Origin of the sequence: Streptomyces sp. NBC_00012 (genome assembly GCF_045040875.1) — a bacterium.
Classification (GTDB): domain Bacteria; phylum Actinomycetota; class Actinomycetes; order Streptomycetales; family Streptomycetaceae; genus Streptomyces.
The window spans coordinates 8,526,888-8,546,511 of record NZ_CP108309.1 but is presented as its reverse complement, the minus strand read 5'-3'; the positions used below and the strand labels follow the sequence as shown (position 1 = coordinate 8,546,511).

Sequence of the window (19,624 nt, the reverse complement as noted above, 5' to 3'; positions counted from 1 at the left end):
ACTCGATCCTCTCAAATGATCGAGTCCCTACCGAACCCGGAACGGTTCACTTCCCAATCGGCGACCGAGTCGTCGTGGGGAGCCGGGCGGCCAAGCCACCAAAGCCACGGACGGCAGCGGCATGAAAGCCACACCCGGCTCCCCTGGGTGCCACAACCCTACGAATGGCTGGGGCGATCCCAGAAGGAAGGTAGAGCGGCATGACCGCACCGCCCGGCCGAGCTCTGCCTGGCACGGCTGGAGATCCGCCCCTCCGGCCCGCAGCCCTCGCGCCTGCCGATCAAACGACTCGCCGATCACTCATCAACGCGACGAAACGACCAAAGGTCTCGTCCCCGGCGCGACTGCCGCCGAGCTCCGCGCACAGCACAGGGAACTCGGCCCACGCCTCACCAGCGAGGGCCCACCGCACAAAGCTGCTCCGCCCGTCACGGATGCGCACCTCGTCAACCCACTGGTCGAGGCCGTCGCCCATCGAGTAGACGAAGAAGTGCGCGTCCTCCATGGCCGGTGCCAGGAGGTCGATGAGCTGGTGAAGGTTGCGTATGTCGATGTAGCAGATGTCCGCAAGCTGCTCCAGGCAGAGGTAGTCAGCCTCCGGTGGCCCCAGGTCGAATTCCCATCCTCTCCCGTGGACCTTCTGGTTGAGCAGATAGACCGGCCAGGTTTTCTGCCTGGGCACCTCGGTGGCCACCACCGAGAGCGTCTCCTCGACCAAAGACCGCCATCCCGGACGTACTCGAACAAACGTCGTGTACAGGTCGGACCACGGCGACACTTGAGGAAAACGCAACCGGAACCGCCCGTACCAACGATCATCGCGCCAACGATCATCACCTCTGGTGACAAACGTCCCGGATAGCTCGACCGGATGAGGCTCTATCATGGGCTGAGCATACGAGACACCGCCGTTGGCCCCCTGAAGCCCCGCGTCCCGTCGGCATGAGGTCGGCCGCGGCGATGTTCTTGGCGGCGCAGTCGGGGTTGTCCAAGCCGGGGATGAGGACGATGTAGTCCTTCTTCGCCAGCAGCCACGCCAGCGCCAGCTGTGCGAGGGCGGCGCTCTCGCTCTCGGCGAGCTCGGTCACCTTGTCCACGATGGCGACATTGGCGTCGAAGTTCTCCGGCTTCCACCAGGCCAGGTGCTGGCGGAAGTCGTCGGCGGTGTAATGGTTCGCGGGACTTCACCGCCCCGCTGAGAAAGCCGCGGGCGAGCGGGCTGCTACCCCGCGGCCTGGACTCTGTCGGCCTGCATACCCTTCTGCCCCTGGACCGCCTCGAAGGTGACCGCCTGGCCTTCCTTCAAAGACTTGAAGCCATTCCCCTCGATCGCACGGAAGTGGACGAAGAGATCAGGACCGGACTCCGGGGTGATGAAGCCGTAGCCCTTCTCGTCGTTGAACCACTTCACGGTGCCGTTCTGGCGCTCGGCCATATCTCCTCCTGATCGTGTACGGGTGACACGCACCCCAGAATCCTCCCACGCTACGCAACGACATCAATGCGAACAGTGATGATCTACCAGGCGGAACTCCGCGCGAACCGGGAACGCGGCACGGGAACAGGAGGCGGCCGGGTAGTGGCTGCGGGAGACCGGGAACAGTGTGCTGCGGGTGCCGTACACGGTCGTCACGCCCAAGGACTGGGGCGGGGTCGGCGGGTATCCGCTCGGGCAGTGGATCGCCGACCAGCGCCGCGCCTACACAGCCGGAACACTGGAAGCCGGACGGGTCACCGAGCTCGAAAAGCTGGGAATTGTGTGGTCCGAACAGGAAGCGGCCTGGGCGGACAGGGCCGCCGCCGCCCGCGGACACTTCTTTCCCCCTACCACCGCGACGTGGGAGGGGCATCCGATCGAGGTGTGGGCGAAGAACGCCCGCGGCAGCCCGAAAGGCGCGGGAGAACGCGAGCAGAGGCGGCCCCGGCCACCGCGCCCTGTCGTCGTCTACGACGAGTACGGGCCCGTCCGCATGATCCGTACCGCCGAGTGGAAGTACGTCCACCGCTACTCGCACGGTCCGCACGAGCTCTACCACTTGGCCACAGACCCCGGCGAACGCGACAACCTCGCCGCGGACGGTTCCCAGTCGAAGCGGATCGAGGAACTGCGCCGGCTGCTCGACAGCTGGTTCCAGGAGCACGGCGACCCAGCTCGGGACGGCAGCCGCCTGCCGGTCACCGGCGCCGGCCAGCGCGCCGCTCGACAGCGATCCGCTGGGCGCCTTCGACCAGCCCCCGGCGAGGGTGCGGCTGGCTGCTGTGACGCCGAGGTCCGCGTGGATTCGCCAGCCGCGGAACTGGTCCGGGAGTATGCCGAAGGCGTCGGGCGTGGGCGGCGGCGCGGGCCGACCTGGGATCAACAAGGCCCCTCGGAGCGGTCGAGACGGCTACCAGGTCACGAGCAGGTGCCTGGGGCTCCGGGTGAGAGCGCTCATGCGCCACTCAACGGCGTCGACCGGCACGGTCAACCGCAGGTTGGGGAGCCGGGCGGCCAGTCGGTGTAGAGCGAGGCGGAGTTCCGTACGGGCCAGAGAGGCACCCAGGCAGTAGTGCTGTCCACCGCCGAAGGCGAGGGTGGGGTGTTCCAACGGGGCGAACAGGTCGGCGAAGGGGTCACCGGGGAAGGCCGCGGGGTCACGGCTGGCCGCGCCTCGGTCGAGGGTGACGAGGTCTCCGGCCCGGATGGTCACCCCTCCGATCTCCACGTCTTCGGTGGCGCGCAGCGGGTTGAAGTGTTTCGCGGGGTCGTTGAGCGGGATCAGGTGGGTAAGGCGTTCGGCCAGTAAGCCGGCGGCCGTTTCGTCGGCGCCCAGGCGTGCCCAGTCCTCCGGGCATTCGTCCAGGAGGTAGAGAAGGGCGTTGCCCAGCATGGTCATGGTGGTGTCGTAGCCGGCCACCACGAGCGTACTGACGAAGTTCACGAGTTGGGGTTCGGGGATGCCGCCTTCGCGGTCGGCGGACTGTACGAGGGTGCTGATCAGGTCCGGGCCCGGGGTGCTTCGGCGGTCTGTCATGAGGCGGGATGCGAATTCAGTGAAGTCCTGGGTGGCCTTGGCGGTTTCGTTCTCGGGATCCGAGGAGTAGGGGAAGGCGAGTTCGGTCCAGCGCATGAGTCGGGTGTCGTCGACGTCGTGGATCCCCAAGAGCTTGTTCATGACTGTGATGGGCAGGGGCCGGGTGTAGTGGTCGACGAGGTCCATGGGCGGGCCGTGGTCGGCGAGGTTTTCGACCAGTTGGTCGGCGACCTCAGCGACCATGGGCGTAACGCGGTCGATCGCGTGAGGGTTGAAGACGCCCTTGGCGGTGCGGCGCAGCCGCATGTGTCCGGTGCCGTCCTGTTTAGCCATTGCGTCGGGGGTGTCGGTGAGCGGCGAGGTGGCCGTCGCGGGCAGGATGGCGCGGGTGAACCGGTCGTCGGCCAGTACCTGGCGGACGTGGTCGTAGCGGGTGAAGTGCCAGGCAGGGATGCCGCCGGGCAGCGTTGTGTGCCGGGGCCGGCCGGGGTCGGCGAACGTCAGCCGGTGCAGGGGAAGGGACTTCTCGTCGGCGGTCATGGTCCTCCTGGCCCTGGGGTACGCGGACGCCTCATCATCCTGACACCACTCGAACACACAGCGTGCAGATGACTACTGTCAGTGTGTCGCCGGTGCGGAGCGGCACCTCGTGTCCGTGAGTTGCGGCTCCGGTCCGCTTCTCACAACATCCGGAGCGCTGTGCCTGCAAGGCCATCCGGCAGCGTTTCACGGCGCCCAGCCAGGCCATCAGGGTCTGCAGGCGACGAACCGTACTCGAGTGGCAGATATCAGCGGAGCAGCCGTCAGCGCGGTCTCGAACTCTGTGGGCACTTGCCCCGACGCTGCCCGAACCGTTCAGTGCGTAAATACCCACGGATGGACGAGTCAGTGCCGCTAAGATCGTGGCCGTACGCGTGATACACGGCGTGCACGGGCACGGGGCTGCCGGACGCTGATCGAAGTGGTGAGGGTCTCGATCACGGTGTGCTGGTCGTTGTAGAGGCAGAACGCCTCCAGTGGCCACATGGTGCGCGGGACGCCGAACGGAATGATGCCGAGAGAGACAGAAGGCAGCGGCATCACCGCGAGCAGGTGCGCGAGTTGGCCGGCCATCGTGGCGGTGGTATCGATCTGGGTGCACCGGGCCCCCTCTTCGATCAGGACGACGAAGCGGTGGTCGCCCTCGTGGAGGAAGCGGGAACGGGCCAGGCGGGCGGCGACGGCTTCGGGGATGTCGTTGGGGGGCCTTCGGCATGGTGCAGGGTTCGACGCCTGCTTCGACGACAAGTTCAAGAGCCAGTCCCTCACCACGTCCGGCTCGGTCATTCCCAGCAATCTGGCACAGGCCAGCCAAGGCAACCGCATGTTCAGCGCCCAACAGCCCGAACTGTCGCAGGTGGCAGCCTAAGACCGACCGGCAGTAGGTGGTGGAGCACGGTCGCGATGAGGGGTGGCAGCAGAACGGGCACAGGCCCGCGTGATCATGGAGTTCTCTACGCTCTGTGACCGCGAAGGACGACTGTGCCCGCGCTGCCATCATGCCTGCTTGAACCCGCCTGGGACCAGTTCAGGGCCCTGCTGCCCGATCGGGCCGAGTTTGACCCCGACCATCCGCTCGGCTGCCATCGGCGGCGTACACCGGACCACGTCGTCCAAGCGCTGGTCCACGGCTCCGGATACGAGCGCATCTCCTCGCCCGGATGCTCCGACCGCACGATCCCACGCCGCGTCAAGCTGTGGGCTCAGATGGGGATCTCACAAGCGCTGCACCGGATCGCCCTGGAGGCGTACGACCGCATGATCGGCCTTGACCTCGATGAAATCTCGGTCGACGGCTGCATCACCAAGGCGCCGTGCGGCGGAGAGAAAGCGGGGCGCTCGCCTGTCGACCGGGGCAAGCAAGGACTGAAGCGCTCGGTCGCCTCCGACGCGTGCGGGGTTCCACTCGGGATCGTATCCGCCGGGGCGAACCGGCACGACTCGCCGCTGCTCGGCCCCACCCTGGCAGCGGCCAAAGAGCAGGCTGGTGCGATTCCGGAGGCTGTCAACGTCAACCTCGACCGCGGGTACGACAGCACCAAGTCACGTGTGTTGATCGGCGAGTTGGGATTCTCGGCCGAGATCGCCCGCAAAGGCGTGCCCGCCCCGATCCAGGCCGGCAAGCGCTGGGTGGTGGAGCGCACACACTCGTGGATGAACGACTACGGCAAGCTGCGGCGCTGCACCGAGAGGAGCGGCGATGTCGTGGACTTCTACCTCTACCTCGCCGCCGCACTCGTCACGCTCCGCATGCTCATTCGACGCTCGACGAGCCGCTACCGCTGGGACGGCCGCCCCACCACCCGACGCCTCAAATGATCCATTTGCCGGTGGGTCTAAGCCTCAATACCGTTCAGTTAAGTGCTTCTGGGTTATCGTGGGGGATGCCGCGTTCTGGTTGGGTGAAGCCGTCGTCTGATGTCCGGTTGTCGGATTTGGTGTCTGTGGGGTTGCTGACGCGGGTGTTTCCCGCGGATGTGGTTGACGCGGTGATCGAGGAGGCGGGGCGTACCGAGCGGCGTCACCGGTCGTTGCCCGCACGGGTGATGGCGTACTTCTCGATCGGGATGGCGCTGTATTCGGATGGCTCCTACGAGGATGTGTTCGCGCAGCTCACGGACGGGCTGTCGTGGGCGTCGGGGTGGTCGGAGTCGTTCACGCCGCCCTCGAAGTCGGCGATCTTCCAGGCCAGGTCTCGTCTGGGGTTCGAGCCGGTGCGGGATCTCTTCGCTCGGGTTGCGCGTCCGCTGGCGGGGCCTGGCACGCCGGGGTCGTGGCTGGCCGGGCGTCGCCTGGTGGCGATCGACGGGACGTGCCTGGATGTGGCAGACACGGCAGCCAACGCGGAGTTCTTCGGGCGGCCCGCTTCCAGCCGGGGGGAGCGGGCCGCGTTTCCGCAGGCCCGCCTGGTGGCATTGGCGGAATGCGGCACCCATGTGGTCTTCGACGCTGCCACCGGCCCGTGCAGCGTGTCGGAGATCGAGTTGTCCCGGCAGCTCGTCGGGCGGCTGGAGCCGGGCCAGCTGGTCCTGGCAGACCGGGGCTTCTACGGGTTCCGCCTCTGGCAGCAGGCCGCGGCCACGGGTGCGGATCTGCTCTGGCGAGTGAAGACGAACCTGCGGCCCCGGTATCTGGAAACCCTGGCCGATGGGTCCTGGCTGGCCCGGATCGTCCCGACGTCGGGCACGAACCGGGCCACGACGGAGCCGCTCACGGTCAGAGTGATCGACTACACGGTCGATGACGGCCGGGACAACGCCGAGGAGTACCGGCTGTTGACCACGATCCTCGACCCTGCCGAGGCCGGCGCCGAGGACCTCGCAGCCGCCTACGCCCAACGGTGGGAGATCGAGACCACCTTCGACGAGCTGAAAACCCACCAGCGCGGGCCCCGCGCGGTACTGAGCTCGAAAGCCCCCGACCTTGTCCAGCAAGAAATCTGGGGACACCTGTGCTGCCACTACGCCATCCGCACCCTGATGGCCGACACTGCCGCACTCTCCGGCCACGACCCCGACAGAGTTTCCTTCGTCAAAGCCCTCCGCATCGCTCGCCGTTCAGTCGCGCAGAGCGCATTTCCCCCCTCCGGGCGCTGACGCAGCCGACGCGATCTGGCATCACGCCATCCGATGGCTCACCCAACACCTCAACCCAACACGCCGAAAACGCTCACACCCCCGAGTCGTCAAACGCAAAGTCCTGAAATGGGCCGCGAAACGCTCCCACCACACACACTGGCCCCAGCCCAAACACAGCCCCCACATCACCATCCAAGCCACTAACTGAACGGTATTGGTCTAAGCCTGGATCCACCGGCTGTCCCGGGCCCTGTGGATAGAGAAATGAAGAGAGGTGCCTGCTGACCTGCGAAGATGGGAGTTACCACACCACCATCACGCACTATCAGCAAGGCACCTCGTAGATGAAAGTTTCCCATACTCCGGCGGCGGTCTCTGCTGCGTTCGATGACCGGAATCTGATCGCGTATGCGGGGCTGGTCCCGGTGATGCGGCTGGCCGAGCGGTGCGGTCCTTCGCGCCTGGTGGCCGAGAAGGTGAAGCTGCCCGGGGCGGGCAACGGTGCGGGTGCGGCGGCGGACGCCAAGGTCACCAGCATCGTGGGCGGTATGGCTGCAGGCGCGGACAGCATCGACGGCCTTCACCTGCTGCGGCACGGTGCGATGCCGGCCGTGTTCGACGGTATCCGTGCCCCGTCCACGCTGGGCACGTTCCTGCGCGCGTTCACCCACGGGCATGCGCTCCAACTCCACGCCGTGCACCGCAGGTTCCTCGGCGCGCTGGCCGCACACACGCCGCTGCTGCCGGGCGCTGGTGTGGTGGCGTTCATCGATGTCGACTCCATTCAACGGGTTTACGGGCGGGCCAAGCAGGGCGCGGAGTACGGCCGGTTCAAGGGCATCCGCACTCTGCACCCGTTGCTCGCCACGATCAGCACCCCTCACTCCCGGCCGGTGATCGCCGCGGTCCGGATGCGCCGCGGCAAGGCAGCCGACGCCCGCGGCGCCCCGAAACTCGTGAGCGAGGCCCTGGCCACCGCCGTCGAGGCGGGCTGCACCGGCATACGGATCCTGCGGGCGGACTCCCAGTTCTACAACGCCGGTGTGATCGCAGCCTGCCGCAGGGCCGGAGCCCGCTTCTCCATCACCACTGGCATGAACCCGTCCATCAAACGGGCCGTCCTCAGCATCCCCAACGATGCCTGGCAGAAGATCAGTTACCCGAACGCGGTGGAAGATCCAGACACCGGTGATCTCATCTCGGACGCCGAGGTCGCCGAGGTCGCCGAGATACCCGCATACACCGCGTTCGCCAGCCGCAAGAAGAGTGAGCACGTCACGGCCCGGCTGATCGTGCGCCGGGTCCGTGACCTGGCCAGACCCGCAGTCGTGGGAGAACAGGGCGAGCTGTTTCCCGTCTGGCGCTACCACCCCTTCTTCACCGACAACCCCGCCGGGACACTCCAAGCCGAACGGGAACACCGCCACCACGCGGTGGTGGAACAGGTCATCGCGGACAGCAAAGCCGGCGCTCTGGCCCACCTGCCCTCCGGGCACTTCCACGCCAACTCGGCCCGGCTCACCTTGTGGGCGATGGCCTACAACCTGCTGCGGGCCGCCGGAGCACACACCCCGGCCTTCCACGCGAAGGCGACCACCGCCACGATCCGTGCCCACCTGGTCCACGTCCCGGCCCGGATCGCCCGCTCCGCACGGCGCATCACCCTGCACCTGCCTCACAACTGGCCCTGGCAGCACGCCTGGACGCATATGTTCGCCATCACGCACGGCCCACCGGGACTGATCTGCCCCCCCTGTCCACCCCGCCCGCCAGGGCCCGACCGGAACCGAACCCGTGGAAAAGCTGGGCAGACCAGCAGATACCACGTGCCCCAAACCGAGCACCGACCCGGCACCAGCTCAGGAAACCGTTAGAAGATCCTTTTCAATCCAAGGCGGTGGATTCAGGCTTAGTTTGAGCGCATCCCCAAGTTCGTCCGGCACTGCTTCGTCATCGACACCGGGAGAGACACGAACGGATTGTGGGACCGTCGGAAGCCAGGTCAGCAACAGGGTCGCCGCAGCAGACGGGGGCCGCCGAGGAGGTCATGAGGAGAACAGCTGCCCCATGATGTATGGGCCGAAGTCATGGATCTAGGCTTCTCCGACCAGCAGGACAAACAAAAGGCACAGGGTGAAATCCTTGCCAGGGTCCGGGATGAGATGCGGGGCCTACTCGGGCTTCCCGACGACGCGGCATTCAGAATGGGGTTGAGGCGTGGCTGAGGAGCGCAACATCCGGATGGTGGTACGCCCTCCTGCGTGGCGGGAATCCGTGGAAATGGTGACGCGCGCCGGCGAATGGCAGCTCGTCGAGACCAACGAGGGCGAGGTGTCTGCTGCCTACATGGTCTTCAGGACCTGGGCACCGGCACCGGGCCTCTGGCTGAGTCTGGTGGAGGACACGACCACGCAGGCGTGCGTACTGATCGTCTTCGGTAACAACGACGAACAGGTCGCCGACCTCGCGCACCGTATGTCTGTCTTCGTGCCGGTCATGCCGAGAGAAGAGGTGGTGGCCGGACCCGGCACGGCCGAGGACCCGCAGAAGAGAATTCCGGCGGTCCTCCGCGTCGCGCTCGCGGCCGGGCCCGAGTTCGACGCCGAGCTCTTCCAGGTGCTGACCGACACGGCACAGGACCCCGACCCCTTCGTCAGGAACGCCACCGCCTGGTCGACCACCTACCTGGAGTGGCCGCAGTCGCTCGACCTGCTCCGCGACATGACGTCCCGGGATTCCGACGAACATGTACGGCAATCCGCCCGCGACCTGCTCAATGACTTCCAGAGCGGCGGCTCGTGACCCGCTACGCAGACATCCCCACAGCCATCTACTCCGCCCTGGACGCGCACTCCCCCGAGAACGGACGCGTCACCATCCACCCCTCCCCCGGCGCGTCCGCCCCGCCCGCTCTGGCCCAGGGCATCCTGTACGCGCTCGGCAAACGACTCCCGCCCCACGATATGGACGCGCCCCGGCACCGCGCCTTGTGGCAGATGTGGTGGGCCCCGCCTGGACCGCAGCCGCTTCCTGGATCAACGCCCACCGGACCCGACACCTGATCGTCCTGCGCACCCACACCCTCACCCCGACACGATGGGAACAACTCGACGCACTCCGAGCCCGCGCCGGAATCCACCTCACCCTCTTCTGGCACCGCGAACCAGCCACTCGTCTCACCGAACGCGCAGCCAGGCTCAGCACCGGCTACCAGAGGACCGACGACTTCGGCGCCGCCCGACGTACGCAAAGGCGCCCACAAACTCACCGAACAGCGCCGAACCGACCTCGACGCACTCCACATGCGCTGGTAACCGCGGGCGCGGCAGGAGAACGCGCAGGGGGCCGGGCCCGGCCCCGGGCTGGCCGCGGAGGCGGTTACACGCGTACGGGGAGGGTTTTCAGGTGCCAGTTGACAGGGTTGGTACCGCGTTGCAGGTGTTCGGGGTCGGTGGCCAGCCGCAGGTTGGGGACACGATTGAGCAGCGCGGTCAGAGCCACGGCGGTTTCTTCCTGGGCGAGATGCGCGCCCAGACAGCGGTGTGCGCCGTGCCCGAATCCGAGGTGAGGCTCCCTGCTGCTGCGGGTGCGGCCGAGGTCGAGGCGATCGGGGTCGGTGAAGGCGGCCGGGTCGCGGTTGGCCGCAGAAACGATCGGGAGGACGGCTTCCCCGGTATGTACAGGGGTGTTGCCGACAGTGGTGTCGCAGGTGGCGTATCGGGGCAGCGCACGTACGACGGGGCCGCAGTAGCGCATGAGTTCGTTGACGGCGTGTGGCATGAGGCTGGCGTCGTCGCGCAGCAGGGCAAGCTGGTCGGGGTGGGTGAGGAGTGCTGCGGTGCTGTTGGCGATGAGGTTGACGGTGGTGATGTGTCCCGCGACGACTAGGTTGGTGATGAGAGCGACCAACTCGTCGGTGCTCAGCGGGTCATGGTGATGGGGCGCGAGCAGTTCGGAGATGAGGTCGTTGCCGGGGTGGCCGGCATGGTGGTCGACGAGGGCGTGCGCGTCCTCGACCATGCCGGCGAGTGCGGCTCCCAGTTCGTCACCGCAGATACCGGCGGTCAGGGTGGCGCTCCGTGCCCGCCAGCGGTCCCGGTCGGCTTCGGGGACGGCGATGAGCTCACAGATGACGGTGATGGGCAACGGCCGGGCGAAGTGCCCGATGAGGTCGACGACTCCGTTCTCCGCGTGGCCCGGCAGACGGTCGAGCAGTTGGTCGGCGATTGCCTCGATCCTGGGGCGCAAGGCGGCCACACGGCCTGGGGAGAACGCCGCGGTGACCAGGCCTCGGAGACGTCGGTGATCGGCGCCATCCGCATCGAAGATTCCAGCGCGCAGGTATTTCTCGTGCCCCGGGTACATGCCGCGGGCCTGCCAGGTCTGTTCGGTGCGGTGAGCCACCGGCGCGCCGGGGACGGCCGCGGCGTCAATGGTGAAGCAAGAGCCGCTCATGACCATACGGATGTCGTCGTGGCGAGTGGCCACCCACATCGGGTCGACGCCTTGCACGCGCCCCCGCACCATCCGTTCCCGTTCACGGACGGGTGCGTAGGCGGTGAACGGATCACGAACCAACTCCTGATCGGCCAGGTCCAGTGGTTCTCCGTCGGTCTCGGTGCTGGCATGGTCCTGAGCAGTCACTTCGGAGCCTCCGAAGCACGTGATCGTCAGTGACGGCATCATGTGCAAGGACCGCCCTCCGCATTCCCCCAAGGGCACCAAACCCTCTGAACGAACGTAATTGCCGCAAGTGCACCATCTTGATCGACCTCGTCGGTCAGGGCCGCGATGGCCTGACAGCTGAAGTCGGCCGCCGGCCCGGGCAACGGGGTGAGCGAGGCGGCCCGAACCAGCGTCCCGCCGCATCTCACCCAACTCACCCGGCACGTCACCCTGACCCAGGCCCTTCGCTGCGCGCACCTGATGGTCGAGCACAGTGGCCTGCTCCCCGCCGTCGAGGCCGTACTGCCCGCACTCTGCCCGTGCGGCTGCCGCCACGAGCCGGTCTGCGTAAGCGGGTTCGCCGGGCGCTGCTGAACGCGTCCCTTCCCGAAGGCTTCCCTCTCACCGGGGTGATGGCGATCGACTCCACCGACTACGAGACTCGGGCGCGGCGCCGGGCCTGGACCCCAGAGCCCGACCTCGGCGCCGACCACGTTCCGGTCAAGCAACATGTCGCCGGCGCCCGCCGAACGAGCCCCGTTCGCCCCACGCCGAGGTGGAGGCCGGGTTGGCACCGTGGCGCATGACCTCCAGGCGCTCCAGGTGCTCCAGTCCGACGGCGGCGAGGGCAACCGGCCCTGGGACTGCACAACGCGTACGAGCACGACGTGTCCCTGCCCATCGCTCGCCTGACCCGTGGGAGGTCACCCCTGTCCCCGTGGGGAGTCGCCGTGGCAGGGACAGGTTTCCGGCCAGCTCACCGAAGCATCCCGGCCGCCGGAATATTCCGGCGCGACGCGTTCCAGGCCATGGCCCTCCTCAAACGCAAATTAGTTTTATGTTCAACTTTCTCGCAGTAGTGTCACAAATGCCCGATCCAAGGCAGCCCGCGACTCTGTCCATGCAGGTCACGGGGTAGGCAAGGAGGAAGAATCATGGCATTCACGTTTGCGCGTCGCGCTGCCGTCGCAATGACCTCTGTGGCAGTCGCGGTAGCCGGGCTCCTGGTCACCGGCGGTTCCGCCTCAGCCTCAGCCACAACCCCCACGACGGGCGACCGGCCGACCGCCGTCTCCCGCGCGTCGTCGCCCGCCGGCACCCACCACCAGGACGGGCCCGGCCGCTGGGACGAAGGATGGGGCAGGCTCGGCAGCGACCGTCACGCCTACCGCATCCGCCACGACGGCGGACATCACCACTGGGACCGGGACCACGACGACAACCGGTACGGGTACCGGACAAGTGATGACGACCTCCGCCGCCAGTGGGTCCTCGACCAGATCTACTGGATGCGGGACCACGACACCCGTCGCTGACAGGCACACGCACGCGATCCTCGTTCATACCCCGGCCCTGGGGAATCAGCTCCTGCACCGGTCCAACAGTCCGATGCAGGATCCACCGGCCTGGATGATCGCCGGTGGATGATCGGAGTACGGCTGGAGAAGCCGTACTCAACCGCGGGGCGGAATTCGCAGTCGCTTCAAGGGACGGCGGCGACTGGTACACCGGATACCGCCCTGCGGCTCCGACACACGAGGCCACGCGTGCCCCGCCGCAAGGCGTGAAGAACGCGGCACCCGCGCGACGTGCATCCCTCGGTCACTCCGAAGGCGTTCGACGCGCCCCCACCCGTCTCATTGCAGACGAGTGAACGCCGGCCCGCGGTCACGACCGCACGCCGGACAAGGAGCACGACCGTACGCCGGACAAGGAGAAGGACCATGGACCGGACCTCCGCTCACTGGGCGGCCACCACATCATCCGCGACGCAGGGCGGGCGACTGCCTGCGGGCGTCACGGCCTCCGTGATGGTTCCGGCCACCCGCCACGGCAAGGGCACCGCCGTTTCGGGCCACAGGACCGCCGGGCGCTCCTCGACGGGGGGCGCGTCGGCGGCTGCCGGTTCCATGAGGGGCATGTCGTCGTCGTGGATGGAGCGGGAGCCGGGAGCATGACCGCACACGCCCTCGCGCGAGGACAGGCCATCGCCGTGCGGCAGCGGAACGCGAGGCGGACCTGGTGGCTGCTGCGAGCCCTCCGGTCGGCACGGCCCGCAGCGGTACGGACCGCCAAGGCCCTGATCGCGGCCCTCCTGGCCTGGCAGACCGCCTCGTGGTGGCTTCCGGGCGAGCAGCGGTACCTCGCCGTGGCCACCGCGCTGGCCATGGTCAGCGCCCCCAGCGTCTACCGGTCCGTGACGCAGGCACTGCGCAACGTGGCGGCCCGGGCGACCGGACTTTCGGTGGCCGTGGCAGTCGTGTGGCTGCTCGGCCCGGCCGCGGGGAGCGCCGCCGCCATCCCGGCAATCGCACTTGTCGTCGCCGGCCGAAGGGGTTCCGACGGCCGTCTGCAGGTCGCCTCCACGGCAGTGCTCGCCCTGGCTGCGGCGACGGCCGTTCCGGCGGGCCACGTGGTCGCACTGACACTGGCGACGCTGACCGGTGCGGTGGTGGGCATCGTGGTGAACGCCCTCATCCTGCCTCCCGTGCACTTGAGCGCCTCCGACTCCGCGGTGCGCGGTCTCGCCGCGGCCACCGGGGAACTGCTCCTCGGCATGGGCAACGGGCTACGGGAACGGCAGCACGCGGACCGCGCGCAGACCTGGCTGGAGAAGGGCAGGCGTCTGGAGGACCTGGCGATGCGGGCGCACGAGGATGTCCGCGAGAGCCAGGAGAGCCTGCGCTGGAACACCCGGTGCGTCGTCGTCCGCGGACGGCACGAGCTGTCGGGCCATGGCACGGCACTGCACGCCCTGCACCGGATCACCTTCCAGGTTCGCGGCATCGCCCGGACACTGGCCGACACCGTCGACGACCAGGACACCAACCCCCGCCTGGGCCAGACGTTCCTCGACCGGTACGCGGCAACCCTGGAGGCGGCGGCCGAGGCGATGAAGTACTTCGCCGCCGCCGGACCGGCCGACGGCTCCACCGACGACGACGCCCGCCGGCGATTGCACAGGGCAATCGACGACGCTGCCGCGTGGCACACCATGATGACCGGCGATATCAAGCAGGGCACACTGCCCGAGCCGGGCGCGTGGCACGTGTACGGGTCGCTGATGACCGACGCCGAACGCCTGCTCGCCGACCTCGACCGCGCGGCCCGCTCCACCGCGCCCCCGCAGATCCCCCGCCCATAGACGAATGTGGCTCCGGGGCGCCACCGCCCGCTCCGACGAGCAGGCCTCCCCGAGCCGGAACAGTCCGGCGTGGTCCCAGTCGAATGCCGCACTGTTCAGGACGCTGCGACATTTCTGGCGGTCAGAGGCATCACTCGTACGCGCGGCCCGGCCCGAGGCTGCGAGAACACCCACAGTGTGCCGGACGTCCCGCTCCGTCACCGCCCGGGAGGGAGTGGCTACCTGCGCGGCCACCACCGCACCGAAGGGCGAGCCTTTCCTGCCAAAAATGTCTGGCCGTCTCAAGGCAACGGGGCCTCGAAACGGCACCCAGAGGCGCATGCCGCATAGATCCGACATGGTGTAAGGGGGTCTCACTGCGTCCAGGCGGGACAGTCATGAAGGAACCAGAAATCGACTACAGGGCAGTATTCCAGGCCCTTCCAGGAGCGGTCGCCCTCCTGACCCCACAGCTGTTCTTCGAGGACGCCAACGAGGAATGGCTGCACGTGATCAACCGCAGCCGCGAGCACGTGATCGGCCACTACATGCCCCATGACTACGCGGACAGGCCGAACCATCCCAACGCGGCCGTGGCGCGCAACATCGAGGAGTCTCTGCGCCGGGTCGCGAGGACCGGCAGGCCCGAGACCATGGAGTTGCAGCGATTCGATCCGACGGACACCACCGTCCGGCCCCGGGCGACGGAAGAGCGCTTCTGGAGCATGACCAACATCCCTGTCCCGGGCCCGGACGGACGGGTCGCGCTGCTGCTGCACCGGGTGGAGGAGGTCACTGAACTGATCCAGGCCCGTGTCGTCGCGTTGAGCCTGCAGGAGGCGATGCTGCCTGCGCCACGCGCGGTCGGACGCCATCCGGTGGCCGTGCGCTACCGGCCCGCCATCAGCGCACTGGAGGTGGGGGGCGACTGGTACGACCTGGTGGATGTGCCGGGCGACCGCCTCGGGGTCGCCGTGGGCGACGTGGTCGGTCACGGACTGTCCGCAGCCAGCGTCATGGGGCAACTGCGCAGCGCTCTCAGCGCCGCGTCGCGCTCCTGCGGCGGTCCAGCCCGCGCCCTGGAGATCCTGGAGCTGTACGCCCGCTCCGTCGTAGGAGCCGAGAACACGACAGTGGCCAACGCTCTCATCGACTGGAGCACCCACTGCATCACCTACAGCAGCGCCGGCCACCTGCCGCCGGCCCTGTTGCGGAGTGACGGCACCGTCGAGTTCCTGGACCAAGCCACCGATCCGCCACTCGGCGCCCGCCTCGAGCAAGGTCCCTGGTCGCAGGCCACGATGCCCTTCACCGAGGGCGCATTCCTTGTGCTGTACACCGATGGCCTGATCGAACGTCGGAGCGAGGACATCGACACGAGCCTTGCCCGGCTCGCCGACTCCCTGACCCGCCACTGCGGAGCCGAGGCCGAGAATCTCGCCGATGCCCTGCTGACGGAGCTGTTGTCATCGACAGGCATCAGGGATGACACCGCGCTCGTCATCGTGCCGCTGTAGGTGGCCCTCCTCCGCGAGGGGTACCAGGGCCCTTCGTCCAGGTCGTCGACTCCGCAGGCCGTGCACCAGGCTCGACGGCTTGCAGCCTGCGCCCGAAACGGGTTGCCGTCGCGTAGAGCTGGGTGTGTCGTTGGCATTGCCGATGGGGGCCATTCTCGCCACTTCGCTCTGTCCGTGCAGCGCCCGCAGGGGTATCGAGTCCTCTCAGCGGCTGGGCCGCCATCGTTGGACCGTTGAGCGGACGGTGTTGTGGCTGGGTGCCGCCGCCGCTACGAACGCAAGGCGGCTCACTTCCCTTCCCGGCCTCCGCCGGGATCGCCGCGACGCTCATCTGTTTCCGGCGCCCCTCGCGGCAGGTGTGCGGCAGCGGGCTGCCGCTACGAAACGTTCCATGCGGCGATGAAGGGCTGCTCGTCCTCGGTCGCCAGGAAGCTGAGCGTGCCCGGGTGCGGGTGGCCAAGCAGTCGGCTGGCAGACGCGTGGAGGCCGAGCCAGCGCACGGTGAGCACGCGCGCCAGATGACCGTGGGCGACGATGGCGACGTCTCCATCGTCCAACAGCGGCCGGATCCGGTCCAACACCGCGTCCGTGCGCGCGGCCACTTGCTGTAGCTCCTCGCCAGGATGGGCTGCGTCGCCGGGAATCACGCCGTCCCGCCACAGGTCCCAACCTGGCGTCGTCTCCTGGATCTGCGCCGCGGTCAGGCCCTCATACCCTCCGTAGTCCCACTCCATCAGGTCTGGATCGGGCTGGACGTCGGTCAGGCCGGCCAACTCGGCCGTCCGCATGGCGCGGCTCAGCGGGCTGCTGAACACGGCGACCGGATGACGTTGGGCAAGTCTTGGAGCAAGCGACGTGGCTGCGGCCTCGCCCGCGGCAGTCAGCGGGATGTCGGTACGTCCGGCGTGCTGGCCCGACAGGCTCCACTCGGTCTGGCCATGCCTGATCAATATCAGTTCACCCATGGCTGCGCACAGTACGTGATCACGCAAAACCGCCGAACGCTTCCTCGTCGCCATCGGCTGCCCCCTCGTCCACTACAGCCAACTCACCAAATGAGCTTGAGGACGTCTGAGCCCGGCTTCGCCCAAGAAGGGATCAGCCGTGCGGTCTGTCCCCATCACGGCCGCCGTCAGGGCCTTGCAGTGTTTCACTACTCCGTCCCGAAGGGGGAGAGCTGAACCGTCCTCGTACCTGGGACGCCTGGCCTGGGGACCGATGCGAAGAGCGTGGACTGTCGTCAGATCGAGTACTTCACGGCCGTCGTGGAGGCCGGTTCGGTTTCGCGGCTGCCAAGAACCCCAACATGACGCAGCCGCCGGTGAGTCATGCCGTCGCGAAGCTGGAGGGCGAGCTCGGGATTCGCCTCCTCGAACGCACGGCAAACTGCGCGTTGCCAGGCTCAAGCGGGCCGCGCGATTGCGGGTGGCGTGATTGGGGACCACACGCCGAACCACTGCTCGGCGCCCCACGCCTCGAAGCGTTGCACCTCTGTGAACCCCAGCTTCGCCGCGAGGCGCATCGAGCGGTCGTTGGCGGTCTGGGTGCAGAGCGCCACCGGCTCACCGGGAAGCGCGTCGGCGAACCATTCGAGCGCCGCCGCGCACGCCTCGGCGGCGTATCCGTGTCCCCATGCTTCTGGCAGGAGCAGGTAGCCCAGTTCGGCCTCCCCGGCATCCGGACGGACATGACTCCGATGCTCCGCGTCGCGCCGGTTGAGCTCGATGGTGCCGATCGCCGCTCCGTCGAGCTCGATCACGAAGAGGCCGGGGCGCCTCTCGGGCGTCTCGGGCAATGTGCGCTCGAGCTCATGACGTGGTCGAGGACCACCGAGGTAGGTGCCCACCTCGGGCGAGGTGAACAGTTCAATGAGCGCCGCACGGTCCCGGGCCTCGGACTCGCGGAGCACGAGCCGCTCGGTCCGTATCGGGGCAGGTGGCCAAGTGGCGGACCCTGGTTCGGTCATGGCGGGCAAGATATCGCACGCGCGCCGGGTCGGAGCCTCGGACGACCGACAGCGGCAGCGGCTTCCGGCCCCCTGCCGCCTTCTTCGACGCCAGGGGCCCACCGACAGCTGGCCAACTCGTTGAAGACCTACACCCCAGGCCGAACACGCAAGCTGAAAGCCCGGAATACCGCCCATCGCGCATGACACTCCCCTGCCAATCGAGGCCTCGAAGTGGGATGCGGACCGGCGAGAGCCGGTCGAGGCAGGTTGAGGCAAGGCCGCACCGGTCCATTTCGTCCTCACACGCGAATAACCTGTGCGGCCGCACCACATCATGCCCGAGGTGTTCGCCAGCCGATCCGGTCAGGTCAGCTCCTCGGCGAGCAGATCCATGAGCAGTGCGTCCTGCCAGGTGCCCGTCTGGTGGTCGCGCCCGTACGCTCGCATGATCCCCACGGGCTTGAATCCGACCTTGCGGTAACTGCAGATCGCCGCGGTGTTGGCCGCAGCGGGATCAATGGTCAGCCGGTGATAACCGCGTTCGCGCACCAACCACTTGGCCAGCGTGCGCACCGCGTCGGTACCCAGCCCCTTCCCGTGGTGTCGTGCTGTCAGGAAGATGTCGATGCCCGCACGGCGGAACTCCGGGTCGGTCTCTTCCTCGAACTGGACCGCTCCGATGACCTCCCCCTCGCAAACGACGGCGAGCATGCCCTCATAGTCGTCCGGGGGTGACCACCACGCCGCGACTTCCGGCTCTCTCACGATCCTGTCGAGGATCGCATCCTCACCGCTTGTCACGGGTCGCAGTACGACCTTGTCCCCGCTCAGCTCCATGCCCTCATTATCCCTTTGAGACGGAGGCCCTCTCAGAGACAGAACACGCCCGATGGCCGACCAGTTCGTAAGAGTCGTCCCCGCTGTGGATGAGCATGTCGTCGGTCAGGTCTTCATGGCTTCGCGAAGCTGTGCCGCGTTCCATACGTGCGGGGCGTGGTCAAGGTGTAGGTCGAGGCACAAGGTGCAGGACCGTGTTCGGAGTCCTCGTGACGGCACGGCTGCGCACCGGGCCAGGGCGCTGATCCGGGTCACAGGGGGCCTGGGCGCATGGCGTATAACCGGTGATGAACGAACCCAGCCGCGCCACACAGCACCGACTGGCCCTGCGGTCAGCCAGTTCCGGGGAGGTCCCGGTCTTCAGGAAGGTTGAACAGGCGCAGCGCCCGTCGTTTGTTCTCCTGTCGGAGCGCGGTGGTCCAAGGCCAAGGGTCTTCGGGCCTGAGATAGGGGCAGACCGTCCGGTGCGCGATCCGGCACCGGGTACCGGGGAGAGGTTCGGCGTCCCACAGGTTCATGGCGGCTCCGTCCGAGGTGATGATCCAGCGCCGGCGCGGGGGCACGGTATGGGCTGGGACGATGATGCGGGGTTCAAGGAGAACCCAGTGGCCTTCGTAGTGGGTGGAATAGCGGTCCTGCGGGAGGTCGCAGAACGGGCAGTCGGGTGGGGCGGGCGGTCGTGGAGCGGTGGCGCCTTCAAGGAGGGCGTGGAACGCGTTGTCGGTACTGTCCGGACCTGATGTGCTTTCGCTGTCCCCCATGCTTCTCAGGGTCCGGACGGGCCATCAGGGCGGGTAGGGCGCAATCCAGTCGTGCTGGGTGAGGCACAACTGGATCAATGTGATGTGGAGCGCCTTGTGAGGCACATATCGGCCCAGGATTTCCGCGGCGTCAGGCTGAAC

Annotated in this window: 20 protein-coding genes and 2 pseudogenes; 11 read left to right on the top strand and 11 right to left on the bottom strand. The window is 67.7% G+C overall.

What is annotated here, in order from left to right; translation table 11 throughout:
- Positions 1 to 280 precede the first annotated feature (280 nt).
- From OHA19_RS38580 to OHA19_RS38570, 3 genes are all read right to left on the bottom strand, one after another.
- Entirely contained in the window at positions 281 to 697 is a 417-nt protein-coding gene (locus OHA19_RS38580) for a hypothetical protein (protein WP_405753167.1), read from the bottom strand.
- Between the two features lie 136 nt (positions 698 to 833).
- A complete protein-coding gene (locus OHA19_RS38575; protein WP_405753165.1) occupies positions 834 to 1,097 on the bottom strand; it encodes an aldo/keto reductase in 264 nt (87 codons plus the stop codon).
- A gap of 125 nt (positions 1,098 to 1,222) precedes the next feature.
- Entirely contained in the window at positions 1,223 to 1,435 is a 213-nt protein-coding gene (locus OHA19_RS38570) for a cold-shock protein (protein ID WP_405708063.1), read from the bottom strand.
- A 178-nt stretch (positions 1,436 to 1,613) separates the two neighbouring features.
- On the opposite strand from OHA19_RS38570, the gene OHA19_RS38565 reads away from it, so the two are divergent.
- A complete protein-coding gene (locus tag OHA19_RS38565; protein WP_405753164.1) occupies positions 1,614 to 2,504 on the top strand; it encodes a Helicase associated domain protein in 891 nt (296 codons plus the stop codon).
- On the opposite strand, the gene OHA19_RS38560 is transcribed toward OHA19_RS38565, so the two are convergent.
- A complete protein-coding gene (locus OHA19_RS38560) occupies positions 2,388 to 3,554 on the bottom strand; it encodes a cytochrome P450 (RefSeq protein ID WP_405708068.1) in 1,167 nt (388 codons plus the stop codon). The two genes, OHA19_RS38565 and OHA19_RS38560, sit on opposite strands and share 117 nt — an antisense overlap.
- Before the next feature lie 354 nt (positions 3,555 to 3,908).
- Positions 3,909 to 4,340, bottom strand: coding sequence for a Scr1 family TA system antitoxin-like transcriptional regulator (locus tag OHA19_RS38555; RefSeq protein WP_405753163.1), 432 nt, complete (start codon positions 4,338 to 4,340; stop codon positions 3,909 to 3,911).
- Positions 4,341 to 4,535: 195 nt separating this feature from the next.
- On the opposite strand from OHA19_RS38555, the gene OHA19_RS38550 reads away from it, so the two are divergent.
- The 5 genes and pseudogenes from OHA19_RS38550 (at position 4,536) to OHA19_RS38530 (ending at position 9,693) form a co-directional block, all read left to right on the top strand.
- Positions 4,536 to 5,372, top strand: a complete 837-nt coding sequence (locus OHA19_RS38550) for an IS5 family transposase (RefSeq protein WP_405753161.1) — start codon at positions 4,536 to 4,538, stop codon at positions 5,370 to 5,372.
- 65 nt (positions 5,373 to 5,437) lie between these two features.
- A complete protein-coding gene (locus OHA19_RS38545) occupies positions 5,438 to 6,649 on the top strand; it encodes an IS4 family transposase (protein WP_405752759.1) in 1,212 nt (403 codons plus the stop codon).
- A 326-nt stretch (positions 6,650 to 6,975) separates the two neighbouring features.
- Positions 6,976 to 8,367: pseudogene (locus OHA19_RS38540) on the top strand (IS1380 family transposase); the annotation flags it as partial.
- 544 nt (positions 8,368 to 8,911) lie between these two features.
- Entirely contained in the window at positions 8,912 to 9,433 is a 522-nt protein-coding gene (locus tag OHA19_RS38535; protein WP_405753160.1) for a HEAT repeat domain-containing protein, read from the top strand.
- Positions 9,430 to 9,693: a hypothetical protein gene (locus tag OHA19_RS38530; RefSeq protein WP_405708077.1), complete on the top strand. Its 264-nt coding sequence runs from the start codon at positions 9,430 to 9,432 to the stop codon at positions 9,691 to 9,693. Before OHA19_RS38535 ends, OHA19_RS38530 begins: the two co-directional genes overlap by 4 nt.
- Positions 9,694 to 10,009: 316 nt before the next feature.
- Here the strand turns inward: OHA19_RS38530 and OHA19_RS38525 are convergent, their stop codons facing one another.
- Positions 10,010 to 11,275, bottom strand: coding sequence for a cytochrome P450 (locus OHA19_RS38525; protein ID WP_405708080.1), 1,266 nt, complete (start codon positions 11,273 to 11,275; stop codon positions 10,010 to 10,012).
- 189 nt (positions 11,276 to 11,464) lie between these two features.
- Between OHA19_RS38525 and OHA19_RS38520 the strand changes: the two genes are divergently transcribed.
- Together OHA19_RS38520 and OHA19_RS38515 are read left to right on the top strand one after the other, a co-directional pair.
- Complete coding sequence (locus OHA19_RS38520; RefSeq protein ID WP_405708083.1) at positions 11,465 to 11,671, top strand: hypothetical protein; 207 nt, start codon at positions 11,465 to 11,467, stop codon at positions 11,669 to 11,671.
- Positions 11,672 to 12,231: 560 nt separating this feature from the next.
- The gene (locus OHA19_RS38515; RefSeq protein WP_405753159.1) at positions 12,232 to 12,612 is read left to right on the top strand and encodes a hypothetical protein; all 381 of its coding nucleotides are present in this window, start codon (positions 12,232 to 12,234) and stop codon (positions 12,610 to 12,612) included.
- A 425-nt stretch (positions 12,613 to 13,037) separates the two neighbouring features.
- On the opposite strand, the gene OHA19_RS38510 is transcribed toward OHA19_RS38515, so the two are convergent.
- On the bottom strand, positions 13,038 to 13,217 hold the full coding sequence (locus OHA19_RS38510; RefSeq protein WP_405753157.1) for a hypothetical protein: 180 nt from the start codon (positions 13,215 to 13,217) through the stop codon (positions 13,038 to 13,040).
- Positions 13,218 to 13,250: 33 nt separating this feature from the next.
- Between OHA19_RS38510 and OHA19_RS38505 the strand changes: the two genes are divergently transcribed.
- The 3 genes and pseudogenes from OHA19_RS38505 to OHA19_RS38495 all read left to right on the top strand — a co-directional run.
- Positions 13,251 to 14,441: a hypothetical protein gene (locus OHA19_RS38505; RefSeq protein ID WP_405753155.1), complete on the top strand. Its 1,191-nt coding sequence runs from the start codon at positions 13,251 to 13,253 to the stop codon at positions 14,439 to 14,441.
- A gap of 377 nt (positions 14,442 to 14,818) precedes the next feature.
- Positions 14,819 to 15,937, top strand: a complete 1,119-nt coding sequence (locus OHA19_RS38500; RefSeq protein ID WP_405708092.1) for a PP2C family protein-serine/threonine phosphatase — start codon at positions 14,819 to 14,821, stop codon at positions 15,935 to 15,937.
- A gap of 157 nt (positions 15,938 to 16,094) precedes the next feature.
- Positions 16,095 to 16,199: pseudogene (locus OHA19_RS38495) on the top strand (IS5/IS1182 family transposase); the annotation flags it as partial.
- Between the two features lie 115 nt (positions 16,200 to 16,314).
- Here the strand turns inward: OHA19_RS38495 and OHA19_RS38490 are convergent.
- From OHA19_RS38490 to OHA19_RS38475, 4 genes are all read right to left on the bottom strand, one after another.
- Positions 16,315 to 16,902 carry a histidine phosphatase family protein gene (locus OHA19_RS38490; protein WP_405708095.1) on the bottom strand — a complete coding sequence of 196 codons (588 nt, stop codon included), beginning with the start codon at positions 16,900 to 16,902 and terminating at the stop codon, positions 16,315 to 16,317.
- A gap of 437 nt (positions 16,903 to 17,339) precedes the next feature.
- The gene (locus OHA19_RS38485) at positions 17,340 to 17,903 is read right to left on the bottom strand and encodes a GNAT family N-acetyltransferase (RefSeq protein WP_405708098.1); all 564 of its coding nucleotides are present in this window, start codon (positions 17,901 to 17,903) and stop codon (positions 17,340 to 17,342) included.
- A gap of 345 nt (positions 17,904 to 18,248) precedes the next feature.
- Positions 18,249 to 18,722 (bottom strand): aminoglycoside 6'-N-acetyltransferase, encoded by a 474-nt coding sequence (gene aac(6'), locus OHA19_RS38480; RefSeq protein ID WP_405753153.1) that lies wholly within the window; start codon positions 18,720 to 18,722, stop codon positions 18,249 to 18,251.
- A 332-nt stretch (positions 18,723 to 19,054) separates the two neighbouring features.
- Complete coding sequence (locus OHA19_RS38475) at positions 19,055 to 19,483, bottom strand: DUF6083 domain-containing protein (RefSeq protein ID WP_405708104.1); 429 nt, start codon at positions 19,481 to 19,483, stop codon at positions 19,055 to 19,057.
- Positions 19,484 to 19,624 lie beyond the last annotated feature (141 nt).

Coding starts and splice junctions, on each gene's coding strand:
- OHA19_RS38570 (WP_405708063.1), bottom strand. CDS start 1,435: ATGGCCGAGCGCCAGAACGGCACCGTGAAGTGGTTCAACGACGAGAAG.
- OHA19_RS38560 (WP_405708068.1), bottom strand. CDS start 3,554: ATGACCGCCGACGAGAAGTCCCTTCCCCTGCACCGGCTGACGTTCGCC.
- OHA19_RS38555 (WP_405753163.1), bottom strand. CDS start 4,340: ATGACCGAGCCGGACGTGGTGAGGGACTGGCTCTTGAACTTGTCGTCG.
- OHA19_RS38545 (WP_405752759.1), top strand. CDS start 5,438: ATGCCGCGTTCTGGTTGGGTGAAGCCGTCGTCTGATGTCCGGTTGTCG.
- OHA19_RS38535 (WP_405753160.1), top strand. CDS start 8,912: ATGGTGACGCGCGCCGGCGAATGGCAGCTCGTCGAGACCAACGAGGGC.
- OHA19_RS38515 (WP_405753159.1), top strand. CDS start 12,232: ATGGCATTCACGTTTGCGCGTCGCGCTGCCGTCGCAATGACCTCTGTG.
- OHA19_RS38510 (WP_405753157.1), bottom strand. CDS start 13,217: ATGCCCCTCATGGAACCGGCAGCCGCCGACGCGCCCCCCGTCGAGGAG.
- OHA19_RS38505 (WP_405753155.1), top strand. CDS start 13,251: ATGACCGCACACGCCCTCGCGCGAGGACAGGCCATCGCCGTGCGGCAG.
- OHA19_RS38500 (WP_405708092.1), top strand. CDS start 14,819: ATGAAGGAACCAGAAATCGACTACAGGGCAGTATTCCAGGCCCTTCCA.
- OHA19_RS38490 (WP_405708095.1), bottom strand. CDS start 16,902: ATGGGTGAACTGATATTGATCAGGCATGGCCAGACCGAGTGGAGCCTG.
- OHA19_RS38485 (WP_405708098.1), bottom strand. CDS start 17,903: ATGACCGAACCAGGGTCCGCCACTTGGCCACCTGCCCCGATACGGACC.
- OHA19_RS38475 (WP_405708104.1), bottom strand. CDS start 19,483: ATGGGGGACAGCGAAAGCACATCAGGTCCGGACAGTACCGACAACGCG.